The following is a 21,008-nucleotide window of genomic DNA, read 5'->3' on the forward strand; positions in this document are numbered from 1 at the left end:
TGCCCGTCCGCTCCCGGCCTGCCCGTCCGTCGCCCTGCCGGACCATGCCGTCCGGGACGCCTGCGCCCGTGACGAAGCCTCGGGAAGATGGCTGAAGCCTCGTCAGACGGCGGGACGGCTCGGCACCGCAGGGGGTTACCGGCGGCTGCCTCGGCGCTCGCCACACAGGCCGCCGTGTCCCCGGTCTGTGCTGTCCCGGGGCGTTGCGGCGCGGGCCGCCGGCCGGCGGGGAACCACGCCCGAGGCGTGCCTGCCGCTCGCGGACTGCACCAGTACGCCTACCGGCCGACTCCGTCGGCGCGCTCGCCCTGGCCAGGAGGCGGCGGCGCCCTACGGCTGCCGCCGTGCAGCCCGCACGGCGTCGGTGCCGCACGCCACGCCGCACCCGCACCCGGGCGGCCTGCGGGCGGCCGCCGCCCGGGCTCGACGGCCGGCGTGGCCGACGGCACGTGACGCGTGCTGCTCAGTGCGCCGGAGCGCATCACGGCACCACCGCAGCACCCCGGCACCCCGACACCGCGGCACCGCGGCACCGCGGCACCGCACCGTCCCGAGCCCGCCGAACTCCCGGAACCGGTGCGACGCCGGAGGCGACCGTCGCCCTCGGCCTCGCCCCCTCCCGCCGCCGATCAGGGGCTGAGGCTCCCCACCAGTTCGGCCGTGGCCGTGATGCCGCTGTGAATGGTGGGGGCCACGCTCGAACCGGCGAGGTAGAAGCCCAGCAGCAGGCAGACCAACGCGTGGGAGAACTTCAGCCCGCCGCTGCGCACGAAGATCACCGCGAGGATCAGGAGCAGCAGCACCACAGAGATGGAAACGGCCATCGTCAACCTCCTCCGCCACGCCGCCACGTCTGATTCACGGCGTTCGGCCGCAAGTGTGGCGTAGCGGAGGGTTCGTCCGGGCGGCTGACCTGTCCACCGAACGTGTGGTGTCACCCCAAGGCGTGGGCGTCCAGGAACGCCTCCAGTCCGCTCAGGTCGTCGGTGTTGAGGAAGTCGACGTCGGCGGCGACCAGTTCGCCCCACAGCGCGTCGCGGGCGGGGCCGGGCATGTCGGGGGTGGCCCAGAAGCGCACCTTCTGCCCTCGGGAGTGGGCCGCCTGCACGATGGTGCGCAGCTTCTGCCGCTCGGTCTCGGGGAAGGCGCCCTCGCCCCGCCAGGTGAAGTTCAGCGTCCAGTTGTCGCTGATCAGAGGGACGAAGGAGGCGGGCGCCGAGGTGCCGAGGTCGGCGAGGCGGCCGTCGTAGAACGCGTGACGCACGGTCTGCGCCTCCATGGGCGCGCGGGCGGCGCGGTGGCCGGAGACGACGGCGGTGACGGGACCGGGGAAGACCCGGCCGTGCGCGTACGTGGTGAACAGGTGCTTGTAGCGGCGCAGACGACGGTCGAGTTCGAGGTACGTGGAGGCGCCCTCGGTCTTGAGGTCGATGAGCAGCTGGAGGGAGCCGCGGTGGCCGCGGTGGACCCGGCCGTGGTGGGCCCTGACGCGGGCGGCGAGCGGGTCGAGGTAGAGCGACTCCAGGGTGCGGGCGGGATCGAGATCCTCGGGGTCGTGGGCGACGAGGAGCTGGTCGCCCACGAGGTGGATGTCGGCCTCGACGCTGCCGAAGCGGTGGTCGAGGGCGTCCAGGAGGGGGCGCGGGTGCTCGTAGTCGTTGTGGGCGTGAGCGCGCCACAGCGGACGGGGGTGGCGCCCCCGGTCACTGGCCAGCGCGGTCGCGCCGGGCAGGGCGACGGCGCCCGCGAGGGCGGCGCCGAGGGTGGTGAGGGCTCTGCGGCGGGTGGTGGTGAGGGCCATGCTCTGCCTCCCTGACGGGCCGGACGGATCTCCAGGGAGTATGCGATTCCGTTCGGCTCAACAGGCAGGTGCGGGACCGGTGTTGGCCTGACCGCCGCCATGAGTTCACTTCGCCGGCCGTGAGCGCACCGAAAAGCCCGCCCCTGGTGGGACGGGCTTTCCCCGTGGTCGGCGCGGCCGTCGGTTCAGGGGGCCCGGAGGTCCACCAGGTCGGCCAGGGCGGCGCGATGGGCGCCGGCCGTGCCGTAGGCGAGGGAGTCGGCCTTGGCCCGCTTGAGGTAGAGGTGCACCGGGTGTTCCCAGGTCATCCCGATTCCGCCGTGGAGTTGGAGCGCCTCCTCGGCGGCCCGTACGGCCACGGACGCGGCGTAGGCCTGGGCGACGGCCACCGCGATCGCCGTCTCGGAGTCGTCGTCGCCGCGCGCGAGGGCGTCGGCGGCGGCGCGGGCGGTGGCGCGGAGGGTGACGGTCTCCAGCCACAGTTGGGCGAGCCGGTGCTTGAGCGCCTGGAAGCCGCCGACGGGCCGGTTGAACTGCTTGCGCTCCTTCAGGTAGCGCACCGTCTCGGTCAGCGACCAGTCGGCGAGCCCGAGTTGTTCGGAGGCGAGCAGTCCGGCGGCGGCGCGCAGGGCACGGCGCACCGCGGGTCCGGAGTCGCCCAGGCGGCGGGCCGGTGCGCCGTCGAGCCGCACGGTGGCCACCGGGCGGGTCAGGTCGAGGGACGTGCGCGGGGTGACGGCGGCGTCGGAGGCGGCGACCGCGTGGAGCGCGCCGTCGTCGGCCGGGACCAGCAGGATGTCGGCGACGGCGGCGTCGGCGATGCCGGTCAGCTCGCCGCGGAGGGTGCCGTTCTCGGCGTGGACGGTCGGGAACGCGGCGTCCGGGGCGGTGTGCAGCCCGACGGCCAGCGCGCCGACCGACGCGCCGGACGCCAGTTCGGTGAGCAGGTCGTCGGCGCCGCAGGCCAGCAGCGCCTCGGTGGCGACGACGGCGCTGGTCAGAAACGGCACCGGCGCGACCGCCCGGCCCAGTTCCTCCAGCACGACGGCGACTTCGCGGTGCGTGGCGCCCTGGCCGTCCAGCGCCTCCGGCACCAGGAGGCCCGCGAGGCCCATGCCCTCGGTGAGCGCCTTCCACAGCGACAGGTCGTGGGGCGCGTCCGACTCCGCGCGGGCGAGGACGCGCGCCGCGTCGCAGTGGTCCGCGAGCAGGTCCCGGACGGCGGCGCGCAGTGCCTCTTCCTCCGGCGAGTACAGCAGGTCCGGCTGTGCGCTCATCGGGCCAGGTCCTTCCATGTGACGTCTTTGTCGGTGCGCGGCTCGGCGGGCAGCCCGAGGACGCGCTCGGCGACGATGTTCAGCAGGACCTCGCTGGTCCCACCCTCGATGCTGTTGCCCTTGGCGCGCAGATAGCGGTAACCGGCGTCGCGGCCGGTGAAGTCGACGTGCTCGGGGCGGCGCATGGTCCAGTCGTCGTACAACAGGCCCTCTTCGCCCCGGAGTTCCACCTCCAGGCCGCTGATCTCCTGGTTGAGGCGGGCGAAGGAGAGTTTCATGCCGGCGCCCTCGGGGCCGGGCTGGCCGGCGACGAGCTGCTGGCGCAGGCGTTCGCCGGTGAGGCGGGCCGCCTCGGTCTCGACCCACAGCGTCAGCAGGCGCTGGTGCAGTTCGTGGGTGCGCAGTTCGGGGCGTTCGCGCCAGGTCCTCGCGACCGGGCCGATCATGCCGCCCTCGCGGGGCAGGCGCATGCCGCCGATGGCGACGCGCTCGTTGTTGAGGGTGGTCTGCGCGACGCGCCAGCCGTCGCCGACGTCGCCGAGGCGGTGGGCGTCGGGGATGCGCACGCCGGTGAGGAACACCTCGTTGAACTCGGCCTCGCCGGTGATCTGGCGCAGCGGGCGGACCTCGACGCCGGGGTCGGTCATGTCGCAGACGAAGTACGTGATGCCCCGGTGCTTGGGCACGGCAGGGTCGGTGCGGGCGATGAGGATGGCCCAGCGGGCGAGATGCGCGCTGGACGTCCACACCTTCTGCCCGTCGACGACCCACTCGTCGCCCTCCCGCACGGCCCTGGTGCCGAGGGCGGCCAGGTCGGAACCGGCGCCCGGCTCGCTGAACAGCTGGCACCAGACCTCCTCCCCCAGCCACAGGGGCCGCAGGAACCGGCGCTTCTGCTCCTCGGTGCCGTACTCCAGGATGGTCGGCGCGGCCATCCCGAGGCCGATGCCGATGCGGCGCGGGTCGTTGTCGGGTGCGCCGGCGGCCTCCAGTTCCGCGTCCACGACCGCCTGGAGCGAGCGCGGCGCGCCGAGTCCGCCGAGGCCCTCGGGGAAGTGCACCCAGGCCAGTCCGGCGTCGAAGCGGGCCCGCAGGAACTCCGCGCGCCCGGTGGTCGCGGGCGGGTGCGCGGCCAGCAGGTCCCGGGTGCGGCGGCGCAGGTCTTCGGCGTCGGTCATGCGACGGCTCCGTTCTCGGGTGCGGCGCCCGCGGGTCCGCCCCCGGACGCGTGCTCGGGGACGACGACGACCCGGCCGGTCGTCACCCCGTCGGCGACCCGCTGGACGGCCGCTGCGGCGTCGCCCAGGGGGGCCCGCTCGCTCACCAGGGGCCTGATCGCGCCGCGGGCGGCGAGTTCGGTGAGCTGCTCGTGGCAGTGCGCGACCAGCTTGGGGTTCTTGGTGTTGTACAGGCCCCAGTGCAGGCCGAGGATGGAGTAGTTCTTCACGAGGGCGTGGTTGAGGGCCGGGCTCGGGATGGTGCCGCTGGCGAAGCCGACGATCACGATCCGCCCCTCGAAGGCGACCGTCTTGGCGGACTGGGCGTAGGCCGCGCCGCCGACCGGCTCGTAGACGACGTCGGCGCCGCGTCCGCCGGTGGCTTCCTTCACCGCCGCCACGACGTCCTCGGCGCGCCGGTCGATCACCACGTCGCAGCCGAGTTCGCGGGCGACGGCCGCCTTGCCGGGGCCGCCGACGACACCGATGACGGTGGCGCCGGCGGCCTTGCCAAGCTGCACGGCCGCGCTGCCGACCCCGCCGGCGGCGGCGTGCACGAGCAACGTCTCGCCGGCCTCCAGGCGGGCCCGGCGGTGCAGGCCGAACCAGCCCGTCTGGTAGCCGATGTGGAGGGCGGCGGCCTCCGCGTCGTCCAGCGCCTCGGGCGCCGGCAGCAGGGCGGCGGCGTCCGCGACGGCGTACTCGGCGAAGCCGCCGTACGGCAGCAGCGGGGTGGCGATGACCCGGCGCCCGTCCTCGGTCTCGCCGCACACCTCGACGCCCGGCGTGAAGGGCAGCGGGGGCTTCACCTGGTAGTGGCCCCGGCACATCAGCGCGTCCGGGAAGTTGATGTTCGCCGCGCGTACCCGCAGCACGACCTGGCCGTCGCCGGGCGTCGGCGGCGCCACGTCCGCAAGGCGCATCACCTCGCTCGGCTCGCCGTTCTCGTGCACCTGCCATGCCTGCATGAAGGGCCTCCACGCGACTTCGTCGTCCGACCGGGTCGATCGCATACTAAGCGGTCGCTTGACGATCGGGGAACAGTCGCGTCCGTCACGGCTGGACGGGGTGGGCGCGCACCCCGGAACGGCTTCCTCCGGGACGCAGGGGACGAGTGCGTCCGCGACGCTCCGCGGCGGTGGCCTCCCTCACGGCCGGGCCGGCTTGGCGCGCACGTGCATCCGCTCCCCCTGCGGCCCGAAGAGGCTGAGGAACTCCGCCGGCCCCTCCCCCGTCGACCCGAACCAGTGCGGCACCCGGGTGTCGAACTCGGCCGCCTCCCCGGCCCCCATCACGATGTCGTGCTCGCCCAGCACGAACCGCAGCCGGCCCGAGAGGACGTACAGCCACTCGTAGCCCTCGTGGGTGCGCGGCTCCGGCTCCTCCGTGCGCCGGGGCACGAGCACCTTGAAGGCCTGGAGCCCGCCGGGCTGCCGGGTGAGCGGCCAGTACGTGCGACCGTGCCGCACGATCGGCTTGCTGCGCACCCGCGGGTCGCCGACCGGCGGTGCGCCCACTAGCTCGTCCAGCGGCACCTGGTGGGCCCGCGCGATCGGCAGCAGCAGCTCCAGGCTGGGCTTGCGCAGGCCCGACTCCAGCCGCGAGAGCGTGCTCACCGAGATGCCGGTCGCCTCCGAGAGCGCGGCCAGGGTCACCTCGCGCTCCTTGCGGATCCGCCGCAGCCGCGGCCCCACTTCCGAGAGAACCTCGTCCGTCGTCATGCCCGCCATTGCAGTTTCGGCAAAGCGGTTTGTCAATCCCGTGGCTCGTGGACGACGTTGTGGGTGGAGGTGGTCACGATGACCGAAGAGACCGATTACGAAGTGATCGTCGTCGGCGGCGGGGCGGCCGGTCTGTCCGCGGCGCTCGTCCTGGGCCGCGCCCGGCGCCGCACCCTGGTGGTCGACGCGGGCGAGCCGCGCAACGCGCCGGCCGCGCACATGCAGGGCTTCCTGTCACGGGACGGCATGCCGCCGGCCGAACTGCTCGCCGTCGGCCGCGAGGAGATCGCCCGGTACGGCGTGGAGCCGGTCCGGGACCGGGCGGTGGCCGCCGCCCGGGTCGACGGGGGATTCGCGGTGACCCTGGCGGGCGGGCGCACGGTGCGCGGCCGGCGGCTGGTGATCACCACCGGCCTCAAGGACGAGCTGCCCGACGTCCCCGGGGTCGCCGAGCGGTTCGGCCGGGACGTGCTGCACTGCCCGTACTGCCACGGCTGGGAGGTCCGCGACCAAGCCTTCGGAGTACTGGCCACCAGCCCCCTGAGCGCGCACCAGGCGCTGATGGTGACCCAGTGGTCCAAGGACGTGACGTTCTTCCTGCACCGGGTCGCCGAGAGCGAGCTGTCCGACGACGACCTGCGCAGGTTGGCCGCCGCCGGGGTCGAGGTGGTCTCCGGCGAGGTGGCGGAGGTGGTGGTCGAGGACGACCGGATCACCGGCGTGCGGCTCGCGGACGGGAGCGCCCACGCCCGTTCGGTGGTGTTCGTCGCGCCGCGCCCGGTCCCGCAGACCTCCCTGCTGCGGCAGCTCGGCGCCGCGTTCCACGAGACCCCGTTCGGCGCCTACCCGGTGGTCGACGCGACCGGTCTGACGAGCGTGCCGGGCGTGTGGGCCGCGGGCAACGCGACGGGCTTCGGCGAGCAGGTGGTGAACGCCGCGAGCGGCGGCTACCGGGCGGGCGCCACCATCAACGGCGACCTGCTGATGACCGACCTGGACGCGGCGGTGCGGGTGTAGACCCCGCCGTCGCGGTGCACCATGACTGCATGCTGCTGGCCCGGCTCGCCGACGTGTCCCGGGAGGTCGCCGCCACCTCGGCGCGGTCCCGCAAGATCGCGCTGCTCGCGGAGCTGTTCCGGGAGGCGGAGGCCGACGACGTGCCCGTGGTCATCCCCTACCTCGCCGGCCGGCTGCCGCAGGGGCGGCTCGGCATCGGCTGGCAGGCGCTCGGGCGCCGGGTGCCCCCGGCGGACGCGCCGAGCCTGACGGTGCGCGAGGTGGACGCCCGGCTGACCGGGATCGGCGCGGTGAGCGGGCCCGGCTCCCGGGCCGAGCGCTCCCGGCTGGTCGGCGAGCTGATGGGCGCGGCCACCGAGGCGGAGCAGCGCTTCCTGGTCGGGCTGATCACCGGTGAGGTCCGGCAGGGCGCCCTGGACGCGCTGGCGGTGGAAGGGCTCGCCGAGGCGACCGGGGCGCCGCCCGCGGACGTGCGCCGCGCGGTGATGCTCGCCGGGTCCCTCCAGGACGTGGCGCGGGCCCTGCTCGCGGACGGGCCCGGGTCGCTGGACCGGTTCCGGCTCACCGTCGGCCGCCCGGTGCACCCCATGCTCGCGCACACCGCCGGCTCGGTCGCCGAGGCGGTCGGCAAGCTGGGCGTCTGCGCGGTGGAGGAGAAGCTCGACGGCATCCGCGTCCAGGTGCACCGCGACGGCGACGCCGTCCGCCTCTACACCCGCACCCTGGACGACATCACCGACCGGCTGCCGGAGGTCACGTCGGCAGCGCTGGAGCTGCGCGGGGAGCGCTTCGTCCTGGACGGCGAGGTCATCGCCCTGGACGCGAGCGGCCGGCCGCGCTCGTTCCAGGAGACGGCGGGCCGCGTGGGCTCCCGGGTGGACGTGGCCACGGCCGCGGCGGCGGTGCCCGTCTCCCCCGTCTTCTTCGACGTGCTGTCCGTGAACGGCCGCGACCTGCTCGACCTGCCGTTCGCCGAACGCCACGCCGAACTGGCCCGGCTGGTCCCCGAGCCGATGCGGGTACGGCGCACCGTGGCCGCCGGCCCCGACGACGTGCCCGCGGCCGAGGAATTCCTCGCCGAAACGCTCCGGCGCGGCCACGAGGGCGTCGTCGTCAAGGCCCTGGACGCGCCCTACAGCGCGGGCCGTCGCGGCGCCTCCTGGCTGAAGGTCAAGCCGGTCCACACCCTCGACCTGGTGGTGCTGGCCGCCGAGTGGGGCCACGGCCGGCGCACCGGCCGGCTCTCCAACCTGCACCTGGGCGCCCGCACCGCGGACGGCGGCTTCGCCATGCTCGGCAAGACCTTCAAGGGCATGACCGACGCGATGCTGACCTGGCAGACCGAGCGGCTGCGGGAGCTGGCCGTCGAGGACACCGGCCAGGTGGTGACCGTACGCCCGGAACTCGTCGTCGAGATCGCCTACGACGGCCTGCAGCGCTCCACCCGCTACCCGGCCGGCGTCACCCTCCGCTTCGCCCGTGTCGTCCGCTACCGCGAGGACAAGCGCCCCGAGGACGCGGACACCGTCGAGACGCTGCTGGCCGCGCACCCGGAGGTGGCCCCGTGACCCCGCGGCGCAGCGCCGGACTGCTGCTCTTCCGCCGCACCGGCCGGGGCGTCGAGGTGCTGCTGGGCCATATGGGCGGCCCCTTCTTCGCCCGCCGGGACGCCGGGGCGTGGACCGTGCCGAAGGGCGAGTACGAACCGGACGAACCGGCCTGGGAGGCGGCCCGGCGCGAGTTCCGGGAGGAACTGGGCCTGGCGCCGCCCGACGGGGAGGCCGTCCCGCTCGGGGAGGTGCGGCAGGCGAACGGCAAGACCGTCACGGCCTGGGCGGTGGAGGCCGACCTTGACCCGGCGGCCGTCGTGCCCGGCACGTTCACCATGGAGTGGCCGCCGAGGTCGGGCCGCATCCAGGAGTTCCCCGAACTGGACCGCGTCGCGTGGCTCGCCCTCGACCGGGCGCGCGAGCTGATCGTCGGGGCGCAGGCCGCGTTTCTCGACCGGCTGGCGGAGCACTCGGCCCGGTAGCCCCCTCACGCGTTGCGGCCCGCCGCGGCGCGCGGGAAGGTCGAAGCACAGCCGCCCCAGGAGGTCAGCCATGCCCATCGCGACGGTGAACCCGGCAACCGGCGAGACGGTCAAGACGTACGAGGCCATGGGCGCCGAGGAGGTCGAGCGCCGGCTCCAGCTGGCCGAGGCCACCTTCCGCACCTATCGGACGAGCGCCTTCGCCGAGCGCGCCCGGCTGCTGAACCGGGCCGCCGACCTGCTCGACGAGGATGGGCGGGACATCGCCCGGGTCGTGACCACCGAGATGGGCAAGCCGGTCAAGCAGGCCCGCGCGGAGGCCGCCAAGTGCGCCAAGGCGTTGCGCTGGTACGCCGAGCACGCCGAGGAACTGCTCGCCGACGAGGAGCCCGCCGCCGCCGACGTGCGCGACTCCGGCGCCTCCCGGGCCCTGGTCCGCTACCGGCCGCTGGGCCCGGTGCTGGCGGTGATGCCGTGGAACTTCCCGCTCTGGCAGGTGATCCGGTTCGCCGCGCCCGCGCTGATGGCGGGCAACGTGGGCCTGCTCAAGCACGCCTCCAACGTCCCGCAGACGGCCCTGTACCTGGAGGACCTCTTCCACCGGGCGGGCTTCCCCGAGGGCTGCTTCCAGACCCTGCTCGTCGGCTCCGCCGCGATCGACGACATCCTGCGCGACGAGCGTGTGCGGGCGGCCACCCTCACCGGCAGCGAGCCCGCCGGGCGTGCGGTCGCCTCCACCGCCGGGGAGATGATCAAGAAGACGGTGCTGGAGCTGGGCGGCAGCGACCCGTTCGTCGTCATGCCGTCCGCCGACATCGACCGGGCGGCCGAGGTCGCGGTGACCGCGCGGGTGCAGAACACCGGGCAGTCCTGCATCGCCGCCAAGCGCTTCATCGTGCACACCGACGTCTACGACGCCTTCGCCGAGCGGTTCACCGAGGGCATGCGGGCGCTGCGCGTCGGCGACCCGATGGACGAGGAGACGGAGGTCGGGCCGCTCTCCAGCGAGCGGGGACGCGCGGACCTCGAGGAACTGGTGGACGACGCCAGGCGGTCCGGCGCCACGGTGCTGTGCGGCGGCGAGCGCCCCGACGGCGACGGCTGGTTCTACCCGCCGACCGTCCTCGCGGGCATCACCCGCGAGATGCGCATCCACCGCGAGGAGGCCTTCGGCCCGGTCGCCACCCTCTACCGCGCCGGCGACCTGGACGAGGCCGTCCTCATCGCCAACGACTCGCCCTTCGGCCTCAGTTCCAACGTGTGGACCCGCGACGAGGCCGACGTCGACCGCTTTGTGCGCGACCTGGAGGCGGGCGGCGTGTACGTCAACGGGATGACCGCGTCCCATCCGGCGTTCCCGTTCGGCGGGGTGAAGCGGTCCGGGTACGGGCGTGAGCTGTCCGGGCACGGAATCCGCGAGTTCTGCAACATCACCACCGTATGGCACGGAGCGTGAGCCTTGCGCGGCTACGATCCCCTTTGTGAACCGCGAAGTGACTCTGCCTCTGATCGTCGACGACCGCGGTACCTTGCAGGTGGCGGCGGCCGATGTGAGCAAACTGCTGCGCACGGTGGGCGGCCGGTGGCTGCACCTGGTGGAGGCCGGGCAGGACGGGCTCGACGAGGACACCGTGGCCGCGCTGACCATCGAACTGGCGAAGCTGGCCGACCGCATCGACGTGGCCTGCATCGCGCACAGCAGCGGCGCGCGCGGCTGACGCCCTTCCCCGCCGCCGCACGTCTCCTCCCCTGTACGGAGTAGTCCCGCGCGAGATCGGCGTGCCGCCGGGCGATCGTGGATTCAGCACCCTCTGAGGTGAACCACCTACGAAAGCAGGCACGGTTCATGGCGACTCTGTGCAGACCCTCGGTGTCGGTCCCGGAACACGTGATCACGATGGAGGAGACGCTCGAGCTGGCGCGCTCCCGTCACGCCGATCATCCCCAACTGCCGCTGGCCCTCCGCCTGATCGAGAACACCGGCGTGCGCACCCGGCACATCGTGCAACCCATCGAGGAAACCCTCCAGCACCCCGGGTTCGAGGACCGCAACAAGATCTACGAGGCCGAGGCCAAGGCCCGTGTCCCGGCCGTCGTGCAACGGGCGCTCGACGACGCGGAACTGCTCACCACGGACATCGACGTGATCATCTACGTGTCGTGCACCGGCTTCATGATGCCGTCGCTCACGGCCTGGCTGATCAACGCGATGGACTTCGGCTCCACCACCCGGCAGATCCCCATAGCCCAGCTCGGCTGCGCGGCCGGCGGCGCGGCGATCAACCGGGCCCACGACTTCTGCACGGCCTACCCCGAGGGCAACGCGCTGATCGTGGCCTGCGAGTTCTGCTCGCTGTGCTATCAGCCCACCGACCTGGGCGTGGGGTCGCTGCTGTCCAACGGCCTGTTCGGGGACGGCATCGCCGCCGCAGTGGTCCGCGGCCGGGGCGGCACCGGCGTCCGGCTGGAGCGCAACGGCTCCTACCTGATCCCCAAGACGGAGGACTGGATTTCCTACGACGTCCGGGCCACCGGCTTCCACTTCCTGCTGGACAAGCGGGTGCCCGGCACCATGGAACCGCTCGCCCCCGCCCTCCAGGAACTGGCCCGTCGGCATGGCTGGGACGCCTCCGACCTGGACTTCTACATCATCCACGCCGGCGGGCCGCGCATCCTGGACGACCTCAGCAAGTTCCTGGGGGTCGAACCGCACGCCTTCCGCTTCAGCCGGGCCACGCTCACCGAGTACGGCAACATCGCCAGCGCCGTCGTCCTGGACGCGCTGCGCCGGCTGTTCGACGAGGGCGGAGCGCAGGACCGGGCGCGCGGACTGCTGGCCGGGTTCGGGCCCGGCATCACCGCGGAGATGGCCGTGGGCAGCTGGCGGATCGACGAGGCGACCTGAGATGACGACCGAAGAGACGATGCCCCGCCCCGCGCCGCCCGTGCGCGAGTGGCCCGCGCTCGACCTGCCCGGCACCGACTTCGACCCGGTGCTGCGGGAGCTGATGACCGAGGGTCCGGTCACCCGGATCCGGCTGCCCAACGGCGAGGGCTGGGCATGGCTGGTCACCCGCTACGACGACGTGCGGATGGTCACCAACGACCCGCGCTTCAGCCGCGAGGCGGTCATGGACCGGCCGGTCACCCGGCTCGCCCCGCACTTCATCCCCGCCCGCGGCGCGGTCGGCTTCCTGGACCCGCCGGACCACACCCGGCTGCGCCGCTCGGTGGCCTCGGCGTTCACCGCGCGGGGCGTGGAGCGGGTGCGGGACAAGGCCCGGCTGATCCTGGACGAGCTGGTGGACGAGCTGCTGGAGGCCGGTCCGCCCGCCGACCTGATCGAGGCCGTGCTCGGGCCGTTCCCCATCGCGGTGATCTGCGAGCTGATGGGCGTGCCGGCCACCGACCGGCACGACATGCACACCTGGACCCAGCTGATCCTGTCCTCCTCGCAGGGGGCGGAGGTCAGCGAGCGGGCCAAGGACGAGATGGGCGCCTATTTCGCGAACCTCGTCGGCCTGCGCGAGGGGGCCACCGGCGAGGACGTGACCTCGCTGCTCGGGGCGGCGGTGGGCCGGGGCGAGGTGACGCTGGAGGAGGCCGTCGGGCTGGCGGTGCTGATCCAGATCGGCGGCGAGGCGGTCACCAACAACAGCGGGCAGATGTTCCACGTCCTGCTCAGCCGGCCCGAGCTGGCGGAGCGGCTGCGCTCGGAGCCCTCCCTGCGGTCGCGGGCGATCGACGAGCTGCTGCGCTGGATCCCGCACCGCAACGCCGTGGGCCTGTCCCGGATCGCCCTGGAGGACGTGGAGATCAGGGGCCACACCATCCGTGCGGGCGACGCGGTCTACGTGTCGTACCTCGCGGCCAACCGCGACCCGGACGTCTTCCCCGACCCCGACGCCATCGACCTGGACCGCAGTCCCAACCCGCACGTCGCCTTCGGCTTCGGGCCGCACTACTGCGTGGGCGGCATGCTGGCCAAGCTGGAGTCGGAGCTGCTGGTCGACGCGCTGCTCGACCGGGTGCCGGGCCTGAAGCCGGCCGTGCCGCCGCAGGAGGTGCCCTTCAAGAAGGGCGCGCTGATCCGCGGGCCCGAGGCCCTGCCGGTCACCTGGTGAGGGGGACGATGACCGCGACGGAAGGCCTTCTGGTTCCCCCGGGGCACGGGCGGGTCGTCGAGACGCCCGCCCAGCAGGTGACGTTCAAGGTGACGGGCACCCACGCGCGGGCGGCGTCCACCTTCGAGGTGGTGGTGCCGCCGGGCTTCGACGTCGGCGCCCATGTGCACGCCCGCAGCGAGGAACTGTTCTACGTGCTGGAGGGCGAGCTGGACGTGCTCGCCTTCGAGCCGCTCGTCCGCACCGCCGACGACTGGCAGCAGTGGCGGTCCCGTTCGGGCGAGGGCGTGGTGCGGGCGACCCCGGGCACGGTCATCGTCGTGCCGCCGGGGTGCCCGCACGCCTTCGCCAACCCGACGGACGAACCGGCGAAGATGTTCTTCCAGTCGTCGCCGCCCCCGGACCACGAGCGCTACTTCGAGGAGCTGCTGGAGATCCTGGACGCCGGCGGTCCCCCGGACCACGAGGCGATCGCCGCCCTGCGCTCCCGCTACGACATCCAGCAGCTGACGCCGCTCAGGCACCGGTGACGCCGCCGGGCGCGCGGCGCGCCTAGCGGATGGGCATCCCGGACACCGTCCGGGCGATGACCAGCCGCTGGATCTCGCTCGTGCCCTCGAAGATGGTGTAAATGGCGGCGTCCCGGTGCATGCGCTCCACCGGGTACTCCCGCGTGTAGCCGTTGCCGCCCAGGATCTGGATCGCCTGGGCGGTGACCTTCTTCGCGGTCTCGCTGGCGAACAGCTTGGACATCGATCCCTCGGCGCCGGTGAACGGCTTGCCGTTGACCGCCATCCACGACGCCCGCCACACCAGCAGCCGCGCGGCGTCGATGGACGTGCGCATGTCGGCGAGCTGGAAGGCGACGCCCTGGTTGTCGATGATGGGCCGGCCGAACTGCTCGCGCGTCATGGCGTAGTCGAGGGCGACCTCGTACGCCGCCCGCGCGGTGCCCACGGCCATCGCGCCGACCGCCGGACGGGACGCCTCGAACGTGGCCATCGCGGCGTTCTTGACGCGCTCGCCGCCCTTCTTCGCCCTCTCCCGGGCACGGGCGAGCCGCTCGTCGAGCTTTTCCTTGCCGCCGAGCAGGCAGGACCCGGGAACCCGGACGTTGTCGAGGACGACCTCGGCGGTGTGCGAGGCGCGGATGCCGTGCTTCTTGAACTTCTGGCCCTGGGACAGGCCGGGCGTGTTCGGCGGGATGATGAAGGAGGCGTGGCCCTTGGAGCCGAGGTCGGGGTCGACCACGGCCGCGACGACATGGACGTTGGCGATGCCGCCGTTGGTCGCCCAGGTCTTGGTGCCGTTGATCACCCACTCGTCCTTGGCCTCGTCGTAGACGGCGCGGGTGCGCATCGAGGCGACGTCGGAGCCGGCGTCCGGCTCGGAGGAGCAGAAGGCGGCCACCTTCACGTCGCTCGGGTCGCCGTACATCTGGGGGATCCAGGTGCCGATCTGCTCCTCGGTGCCGTTGGCGAGGACGCCGACGGCGGCCAGTCCGGTGCCGACGATGGACAGGGCGATGCCGGCGTCGCCCCAGAACAGCTCCTCCATGGCCATGGGGATGCCGATGCCGGTGGCGTCGAAGTACTGCTGGGCGTAGAAGTCGAGGGAGTAGATGCCGACCTTCGCGGCCTCCTGGATGACCGGCCAGGGAGTCTCCTCACGCTCGTCCCATTCGGCGGCCGCGGGGCGGATGACCTCGGCGGCGAAGCCGTGCAGCCAGTCCCGGACCTCCTTCTGTTCGTCGTTGAGCTCCATGGTGAACCCGGCCATGTCCCCTCCAGCGGCGCACATGTGTTACTTGCGGTAACATCAGTCTGTTACCCGTGGGTAGGAAAAGTCAACTCACCAGCGGGCCCCGGCAGCCCGTTCGATGCCGGGCGTGTGCCGGGTGTTAGTTTGCGCAGGCGTCACCGAATCAGCACGGGTGGGGAGAGCTCATGGACACCACGCAGCGGACCGAGCAGCAGCGGTCCGCCGACCGCCGACGGCGCGAGCTGCTGGAGGCCGCCGACCGAGTGGTGCTGCGCGACGGTCCGCAGGCCTCGATGAACGCCATCGCCTCCGAGGCGGGCATCACCAAGCCGATCCTGTACCGCCACTTCGGCGACAAGGGCGGACTCTACGCCGCCCTGGCCCAGCGGCACACCGACGCCCTGCTCGACTCCCTGCGGGCGGCGCTGGACGCCCCGGCCGACCGGCGCGAACGCGTCGAGGCGACGCTGGAGACGTATCTGGCGGCGATCGAGGCCCGGCCGCAGGTGTACCGCTTTCTGATGCATCCGTCGGAGGCCTCCCAGAGCGACCAGGAGTTCGACGTCGGCAAGCACTCCGCGCCGCTGCTGCGCAGGATGGGCGAGGAGCTGGCGCAGGTCATCGAGGAGCGGCTGGACCTCGGGCCGGAGAGCCACCGGCTGGCGCGCGTGTGGGGGCACGGCATCGTCGGCATGATGCACGCCGCCGGCGACTGGTGGCTGGGAGAACGGCCCTGCAGCCGGGCCGAGTTGGTGCGCAGCCTGGCCGACCTGCTGTGGGGGCGGCTGGCCGCCGCCGGGGACCGGGCGGGCGGCCCCGGCTTCTGACCGCGCGGCCCGGCTCACCCGCTCCACGAGGCCCGCGTCACCCGCCGCATCAGCCGGCGCCGGCGCCATCCCTCCACGCGGTCGGCGTAGACCGTGCCCTCCAGGTGGTCGCACTCGTGCTGCAAACACCTGGCAAAGAAACCGGTGCCGTGGACCGTGACGGGCTCACCGGTCACGGTGAAGCCCTCGACCACCGCGTGGTCGTACCGTTTCGTCCCCGCCTCCAGCCCCGGCAGGGACAGACATCCCTCCGGGCCGCGCAGCACCAGTCCGTCGGTCTCGACCAGGCGCGGGTTCACCACATGGCCCAGATGCCGGACCTCCTCGTCGTCCGGGCAGTCGTAGACGAAGACGCGCAGCGACTCGCCGATCTGGTTGGCGGCCAGGCCGACGCCCCGAGCCGCGTACATCGTGGCGAACAAGTCCTCGACGAGGCCGGAGAGTTCGGGGCCGAAGTCGGTGACCTCGGCGCAGGGGGCGTGCAGGACGGGGTCGCCGAACAGGGTGAGGGGCCGCACCCGCCCCCGGGCGCCCGGGATGGAGCCGTGTCGCATGGCGGCAAGGGTACGGGCCTCGCCGGCGCGCACACCGCGCGCAATCGTGACGGTGCCGGGATTCGGGCAGGTGAATGAAGCTCGATAGGCTGGGGCGACACCACGCTGCCGATTGCTGTGGCGCGGCGCGTACGCAAGGAGGATCGAGAACTGATGGCAGGCAACTCGGACCCGCTCACGCCGCGGGCCAAGCTGGCCGTGACCGCGGGCAAGGCGGTCGCTGCGGCATCGCGTGCCGCGGGACGCGGCAGCGGTTCGGTGATCGGTGGCCGGGTGGCCCTCAAACTCGACCCCGACCTTCTCGCCCGGCTCGCCCAGAACCTGGACGTCGTCCTGGTCTCGGCGACCAACGGCAAGACCACTACGACCCGGCTCATCGCCGAGGCCCTGCGCGCCGCCGGGCCGGTGGTCTCCAACGCGCTCGGCGCCAACATGCCGGCCGGCATCACCTCGGCGCTCGCGGGCGGCTCGGACGCGAAGTTCGGGGTCATCGAGGTCGACGAGAAGTACCTCGCGGGGGTCGCCCGGGACACCGATCCCAAGTGCATCGCCCTGCTCAACCTCTCCCGCGACCAGCTCGACCGGGCCGCCGAGACGCGGATGCTCGCGGAGAACTGGCGCGAGGGCCTGGCCGGCTCCAAGGCGGTGATCGTCGCCAACGCGGACGACCCGCTGGTGGTGTGGGCCGCCTCGTCCTCCCCCAACGTCATCTGGGTCGCCGCCGGGCAGATGTGGAAGGACGACGCCTGGTCCTGCCCGTCCTGCGGCGGCGTGATGCAGCGCCCCGGCGACGACTGGTTCTGCGGCCAGTGCGGCTTCCGCCGGCCGACGCCGAGCTGGGCGCTGTCCGGCGACCACGTCCTGGACCCGCACGGCTCCGCCTGGCCGATCCACCTCCAGCTGCCGGGCCGCGCCAACAAGGCCAACGCCGCCTCCTCCGCCGCCGTCGCGGCCGTCTTCGGCGTGCCGCCGCAGGTCGCCCTGGAGCGGATGTACCAGGTGCAGGCGGTCGCCGGACGCTACGACGTGGTGCAGTTCATGCAGCGCGACCTGCGGCTGCTGCTCGCCAAGAACCCCGCGGGCTGGCTGGAGACGTTCTCGCTCATCGACCCGCCGCCGACCCCGGTGATCCTCTCCGTCAACGCGCGCAGCGCCGACGGCACGGACACCTCGTGGCTGTGGGACGTCGACTACACCCGTCTGACCGGCCACCCGATCTTCGTCGTCGGCGACCGCAAGCTGGACCTCGCGGTGCGCCTGGAGGTCGCCGACCAGCACTTCCAGGTGTGCGAGAACCTCGACCAGGCCGTGCAGCTGGCCCCGCCGGGCCGGATCGAGGTCATCGCGAACTACACCGCGTTCCAGGACCTGCGCCGCCGCGTCGGCAACTGACCACGAAGGACGAGCACTTCATGAGCGACAACAGCCTGCGGGTCGTCTGGATCTACCCCGACCTGCTGAGCACCTACGGCGACCAGGGCAACGTCCTCGTCGTGGAGCGGCGGGCCCGGCAGCGCGGCCTGGACGTGGCCCGCATCGACGTGCGCAGCGACCAGCCGATCCCCACCTCCGGCGACATCTACCTGATCGGCGGCGGCGAGGACCGTCCGCAGCGGCTCGCGGCCGAGCGGCTGCGCCGCGACGGCGGCCTGTACCGGGCCGTGGAGAACGGCGCGATCGTCTTCTCGGTCTGCGCCGGCTACCAGATCCTCGGCCACGAGTTCATCAACGACCTCGGCCAGCGCGAGCCCGGCCTCGGCCTGCTGGACGTGGTCTCGGTGCGCGGCGAGGGCGACCGGTGCGTCGGCGACGTGCTGGGCGACATCGACCCGCGGCTCGGCCTGCCCCCGCTGACCGGCTTCGAGAACCACCAGGGCGTCACGCATCTGGGCCCCACCGCCCGCCCGCTCGCCCGGGTGCGGTTCGGCAACGGCAACGGCACCGGGGACGGCACGGAGGGCGCGTACAACGACACCGTGTTCGGCACCTACATGCACGGCCCGGTGCTCGCCCGCAACCCGCTCATCGCCGACCTGCTGCTGAAGCTGGCGCTCGACGTGAACGCGCTGCCGCCCACCGACGACCGCTGGTACGAGGCGCTGCGCGACGAGCGCATCTCGGCGGCGCAGCAGCCCGCGTAGCCCTTTGCGCAGGGCCCGTCTGATGGGGCATCCGCACAGGTGAGCGGGGTCGTCCAGCAGGCGGACGCATGGTTCGGCGGCGACCCCCGCTGCCGCTAGGGTGGCGGGGATCGAGCCGGACAGGGCGGTCCGGCCCCGGCCCTTTTCGAGAAGGTATTTCGGGCTATGCGCATTGGTGTCCTCACGTCCGGCGGCGACTGCCCCGGCCTGAACGCCGTCATCCGGTCCGTCGTGCACCGCGCCGTCGCCGACCGGGGCGACGAGGTCATCGGTTTCCGGGACGGCTGGAAGGGCCTCCTGGAGTGCGACTACCTCAAGCTCGACCTGGACGCGGTGGGCGGCATCCTCGCCCGCGGCGGCACGATCCTCGGCTCCTCCCGGGTCCGCCCGGAGCATCTGCGCGACGGTGTCGAACGGGCCAAGGGGCATGTGCGGGAACTGGGGCTCGACGCGATCATCCCGATCGGCGGCGAGGGCACGCTGAAGGCGGCCCGGCTGCTGTCGGACGGCGGTCTGCCGATCGTGGGCGTGCCGAAGACCATCGACAACGACATCGCCGTCACCGACGTGACGTTCGGCTTCGACACCGCGGTGACCGTCGCCACGGAGGCGCTGGACCGGCTGAAGACCACCGCCGAGTCGCACCAGCGGGTGCTGATCGTGGAGGTCATGGGCCGGCACACCGGCTGGATCGCCCTCCAGTCCGGCATGGCCGCCGGCGCCCACGCCATCGTGGTGCCCGAGCGGCCCTTCGACATCGAGGAGCTGACCGCCCGGGTCGGCGAGCGGTTCGAGGCCGGCAAGCGGTTCGCGATCGTCGTCGCGGCCGAGGGCGCCAAGCCGAAGCCCGGCACCATGTCGTTCGACGAGGGCGGCAAGGACGTCTACGGCCACGAGCGGTTCGCCGGCATCGCGCGGCAGCTGTCGATCGAGCTGGAGCAGCGGCTCGGCAAGGAGGCCCGGCCGGTCATCCTCGGGCACGTCCAGCGCGGCGGCACGCCGACGGCGTACGACAGGGTGCTGGCGACGCGGTTCGGATGGCACGCGGTGGAGGCGGTGCACCGGGGCGAGTTCGGGCAGATGACCGCGCTGCGGGGGACGGACATCGTGATGGTGCCGCTGGCGGAGGCGGTCGAGACGCTGAAGACCGTGCCGGCGGAGCGCTACGCGGAAGCGGAGTGCGTGCTGTAGTCGTCCGGCGCGTGCGGGTGCACGGGCCGTGGCCGCCCCCGGTGACGTACGTCGCCGGGGGCGGTTCTAGTCTGGTACGGACTTAACGCCCAACCCCCACGAAACAGGAGCCGGCCGATGGAGCACAGCGGGCATGGCATGTCGGTGGATCTTCCGCCGTTCACGCTGGGGCGAGGGCTCGCATGGTCGCCGGACCTGTTCTTCCTCGTCGCCTGCCTGGCGGGGCTCGCCCTGTACGGCTGGGGTGTGGTCCGGCTGGCGCGGCGCGGGGACAAGTGGCCGGTGGGGCGGACCGTGGCGTTCGGCGCCGGCGTGGTGAGCATCGGGCTGATGATGTGCACCGCGCTGAACGACTACGGCATGGTCATGTTCAGCGTGCACATGGTGCAGCACATGGTGATCAGCATGCTGTCGCCGATCCTGATCCTGCTCGGCGCCCCCATCACCCTGGCGCTGCGCGCGCTGCCCCCGGCGGCGCGGGGCCGCAAGGGTCCCAGGGAGCTGCTGCTGGCCCTCCTGCACAGCCGCTACATGCGGGTCGTCACCCATCCGGCGTTCACGATCCCCATGTTCATCGCCAGCCTCTACGGGCTCTACTTCACGCCGCTGTTCGACTTCCTGATGGGGTCCCGGCCGGGGCACGCCGCGATGATGGTCCACTTCCTCATGGTGGGAGTGGTGTTCTTCTGGCCGATCATGGGCGTGGACCCGGGCCCGCACCGGCCGGGGTATCTGATGCGGATGCTGGAGCTGTTCGCGGGGATGCCGTTCCACGCGTTCTTCGGGATCGCGCTGATGATGGGCTCGACGCCCATGGTCGACACGTACGCCGACCCGCCCGCCTCCCTCGGCATCGACGCGCTCTCCGACCAGAACGCCGCCGGCGGCATCGCCTGGGCGTTCAGCGAGATCCCGTCCGTCCTGGTGCTGATCGCCCTGCTGTTCCAGTGGTACGCCTCCGAGCAGCGGCAGGCCCGCCGCAAGGACCGGGCCGCCGACCGCGACGGCGACAAGGAGCTGCAGGCCTACAACGCCTACCTGGCCTCCCTCGACGCCCGCGGCCGGTAGGCGCGGCCGTTCCGGAAATCGGTGCGGATTTCGCCGTGTGCGTGGTGTGAAGGCGCAACGGGGGCACCATGGAGGGAACGGACCACGAGGAGGGTGTCGCGATGCCCGGATCCACGGACGGCTCGACGAAGACGATGGGGGTGCTCACCGTCGGCGGACTCGTCGTGGTGACCGCCTACACGGTGGCGCTCGGCAGCAACGGCTGGCTGTGGTTCGGCTGGATCGTGCTGGGGCTGATCACGCTCGGCATGGTCGCCACGCACACCACCCCCTGACC

22 protein-coding genes are annotated in these 21,008 nt (G+C 72.9%); 14 read left to right on the plus strand and 8 right to left on the minus strand.

The window, feature by feature from the left end; genetic code table 11:
* Positions 1 to 629: 629 nt before the first annotated feature.
* The 6 genes from ABZY13_RS15420 to ABZY13_RS15445 form a co-directional block, all read right to left on the minus strand.
* On the minus strand, positions 630 to 824 hold the full coding sequence (locus tag ABZY13_RS15420; RefSeq protein WP_356630765.1) for a hypothetical protein: 195 nt from the start codon (positions 822 to 824) through the stop codon (positions 630 to 632).
* Positions 825 to 934: 110 nt separating this feature from the next.
* The gene (locus ABZY13_RS15425; protein ID WP_356630767.1) at positions 935 to 1,801 is read right to left on the minus strand and encodes a phosphatidylinositol-specific phospholipase C/glycerophosphodiester phosphodiesterase family protein; all 867 of its coding nucleotides are present in this window, start codon (positions 1,799 to 1,801) and stop codon (positions 935 to 937) included.
* A gap of 185 nt (positions 1,802 to 1,986) precedes the next feature.
* Entirely contained in the window at positions 1,987 to 3,078 is a 1,092-nt protein-coding gene (locus ABZY13_RS15430; protein WP_356630769.1) for an acyl-CoA dehydrogenase family protein, read from the minus strand.
* Positions 3,075 to 4,256, minus strand: coding sequence for an acyl-CoA dehydrogenase family protein (locus tag ABZY13_RS15435; protein WP_356630771.1), 1,182 nt, complete (start codon positions 4,254 to 4,256; stop codon positions 3,075 to 3,077). The genes ABZY13_RS15430 and ABZY13_RS15435 overlap by 4 nt, the downstream gene beginning before the upstream one ends.
* Positions 4,253 to 5,263 (minus strand): NADPH:quinone oxidoreductase family protein, encoded by a 1,011-nt coding sequence (locus ABZY13_RS15440; protein WP_356630773.1) that lies wholly within the window; start codon positions 5,261 to 5,263, stop codon positions 4,253 to 4,255. The genes ABZY13_RS15435 and ABZY13_RS15440 overlap by 4 nt, the downstream gene beginning before the upstream one ends.
* A gap of 180 nt (positions 5,264 to 5,443) precedes the next feature.
* Positions 5,444 to 6,016 (minus strand): XRE family transcriptional regulator, encoded by a 573-nt coding sequence (locus ABZY13_RS15445; protein WP_356630775.1) that lies wholly within the window; start codon positions 6,014 to 6,016, stop codon positions 5,444 to 5,446.
* Positions 6,017 to 6,094: 78 nt separating this feature from the next.
* On the opposite strand from ABZY13_RS15445, the gene ABZY13_RS15450 reads away from it, so the two are divergent.
* The 8 genes from ABZY13_RS15450 (at position 6,095) to ABZY13_RS15485 (ending at position 13,719) form a co-directional block, all read left to right on the plus strand.
* Positions 6,095 to 7,033 carry an NAD(P)/FAD-dependent oxidoreductase gene (locus ABZY13_RS15450; RefSeq protein ID WP_356630777.1) on the plus strand — a complete coding sequence of 313 codons (939 nt, stop codon included), beginning with the start codon at positions 6,095 to 6,097 and terminating at the stop codon, positions 7,031 to 7,033.
* 29 nt (positions 7,034 to 7,062) lie between these two features.
* Positions 7,063 to 8,601 (plus strand): ATP-dependent DNA ligase, encoded by a 1,539-nt coding sequence (locus tag ABZY13_RS15455; protein ID WP_356630778.1) that lies wholly within the window; start codon positions 7,063 to 7,065, stop codon positions 8,599 to 8,601.
* Positions 8,598 to 9,065, plus strand: a complete 468-nt coding sequence (locus tag ABZY13_RS15460; protein ID WP_356630780.1) for an NUDIX domain-containing protein — start codon at positions 8,598 to 8,600, stop codon at positions 9,063 to 9,065. The genes ABZY13_RS15455 and ABZY13_RS15460 overlap by 4 nt, the downstream gene beginning before the upstream one ends.
* Before the next feature lie 70 nt (positions 9,066 to 9,135).
* Positions 9,136 to 10,521, plus strand: coding sequence for an NADP-dependent succinic semialdehyde dehydrogenase (locus ABZY13_RS15465; RefSeq protein ID WP_356630782.1), 1,386 nt, complete (start codon positions 9,136 to 9,138; stop codon positions 10,519 to 10,521).
* A gap of 25 nt (positions 10,522 to 10,546) precedes the next feature.
* Positions 10,547 to 10,783 carry a DUF6213 family protein gene (locus ABZY13_RS15470; protein ID WP_356630784.1) on the plus strand — a complete coding sequence of 79 codons (237 nt, stop codon included), beginning with the start codon at positions 10,547 to 10,549 and terminating at the stop codon, positions 10,781 to 10,783.
* Positions 10,784 to 10,881: 98 nt separating this feature from the next.
* A complete protein-coding gene (locus ABZY13_RS15475) occupies positions 10,882 to 11,970 on the plus strand; it encodes a type III polyketide synthase (RefSeq protein WP_356630786.1) in 1,089 nt (362 codons plus the stop codon).
* A gap of 1 nt (position 11,971) precedes the next feature.
* Positions 11,972 to 13,189: a cytochrome P450 gene (locus ABZY13_RS15480; protein ID WP_356630788.1), complete on the plus strand. Its 1,218-nt coding sequence runs from the start codon at positions 11,972 to 11,974 to the stop codon at positions 13,187 to 13,189.
* Positions 13,190 to 13,197: 8 nt separating this feature from the next.
* A complete protein-coding gene (locus ABZY13_RS15485) occupies positions 13,198 to 13,719 on the plus strand; it encodes a cupin domain-containing protein (RefSeq protein WP_356630790.1) in 522 nt (173 codons plus the stop codon).
* A 22-nt stretch (positions 13,720 to 13,741) separates the two neighbouring features.
* On the opposite strand, the gene ABZY13_RS15490 is transcribed toward ABZY13_RS15485, so the two are convergent.
* The gene (locus ABZY13_RS15490) at positions 13,742 to 14,968 is read right to left on the minus strand and encodes an acyl-CoA dehydrogenase family protein (protein WP_356630792.1); all 1,227 of its coding nucleotides are present in this window, start codon (positions 14,966 to 14,968) and stop codon (positions 13,742 to 13,744) included.
* 167 nt (positions 14,969 to 15,135) lie between these two features.
* Between ABZY13_RS15490 and ABZY13_RS15495 the strand changes: the two genes are divergently transcribed.
* Positions 15,136 to 15,777: a TetR family transcriptional regulator gene (locus ABZY13_RS15495; protein ID WP_356630794.1), complete on the plus strand. Its 642-nt coding sequence runs from the start codon at positions 15,136 to 15,138 to the stop codon at positions 15,775 to 15,777.
* 14 nt (positions 15,778 to 15,791) lie between these two features.
* Here ABZY13_RS15495 and def read toward each other — a convergent pair whose 3' ends face one another.
* Complete coding sequence (gene def, locus ABZY13_RS15500; RefSeq protein WP_356630796.1) at positions 15,792 to 16,331, minus strand: peptide deformylase; 540 nt, start codon at positions 16,329 to 16,331, stop codon at positions 15,792 to 15,794.
* A gap of 153 nt (positions 16,332 to 16,484) precedes the next feature.
* Between def and ABZY13_RS15505 the strand changes: the two genes are divergently transcribed.
* The 5 genes from ABZY13_RS15505 (at position 16,485) to ABZY13_RS15525 (ending at position 21,006) form a co-directional block, all read left to right on the plus strand.
* On the plus strand, positions 16,485 to 17,723 hold the full coding sequence (locus ABZY13_RS15505; RefSeq protein ID WP_356630798.1) for a MurT ligase domain-containing protein: 1,239 nt from the start codon (positions 16,485 to 16,487) through the stop codon (positions 17,721 to 17,723).
* A gap of 20 nt (positions 17,724 to 17,743) precedes the next feature.
* A complete protein-coding gene (locus tag ABZY13_RS15510; RefSeq protein WP_356630800.1) occupies positions 17,744 to 18,472 on the plus strand; it encodes a glutamine amidotransferase in 729 nt (242 codons plus the stop codon).
* A 165-nt stretch (positions 18,473 to 18,637) separates the two neighbouring features.
* Positions 18,638 to 19,663: a 6-phosphofructokinase gene (locus tag ABZY13_RS15515; protein ID WP_356630802.1), complete on the plus strand. Its 1,026-nt coding sequence runs from the start codon at positions 18,638 to 18,640 to the stop codon at positions 19,661 to 19,663.
* Between the two features lie 117 nt (positions 19,664 to 19,780).
* Positions 19,781 to 20,731, plus strand: coding sequence for a cytochrome c oxidase assembly protein (locus tag ABZY13_RS15520; protein ID WP_356630804.1), 951 nt, complete (start codon positions 19,781 to 19,783; stop codon positions 20,729 to 20,731).
* Between the two features lie 101 nt (positions 20,732 to 20,832).
* Positions 20,833 to 21,006 carry a hypothetical protein gene (locus ABZY13_RS15525; RefSeq protein ID WP_356630806.1) on the plus strand — a complete coding sequence of 58 codons (174 nt, stop codon included), beginning with the start codon at positions 20,833 to 20,835 and terminating at the stop codon, positions 21,004 to 21,006.
* Positions 21,007 to 21,008: the final 2 nt, after the last annotated feature.

This window comes from Streptomyces sp. NPDC006610, from assembly GCF_040611575.1.
GTDB lineage: Bacteria > Actinomycetota > Actinomycetes > Streptomycetales > Streptomycetaceae > Streptomyces.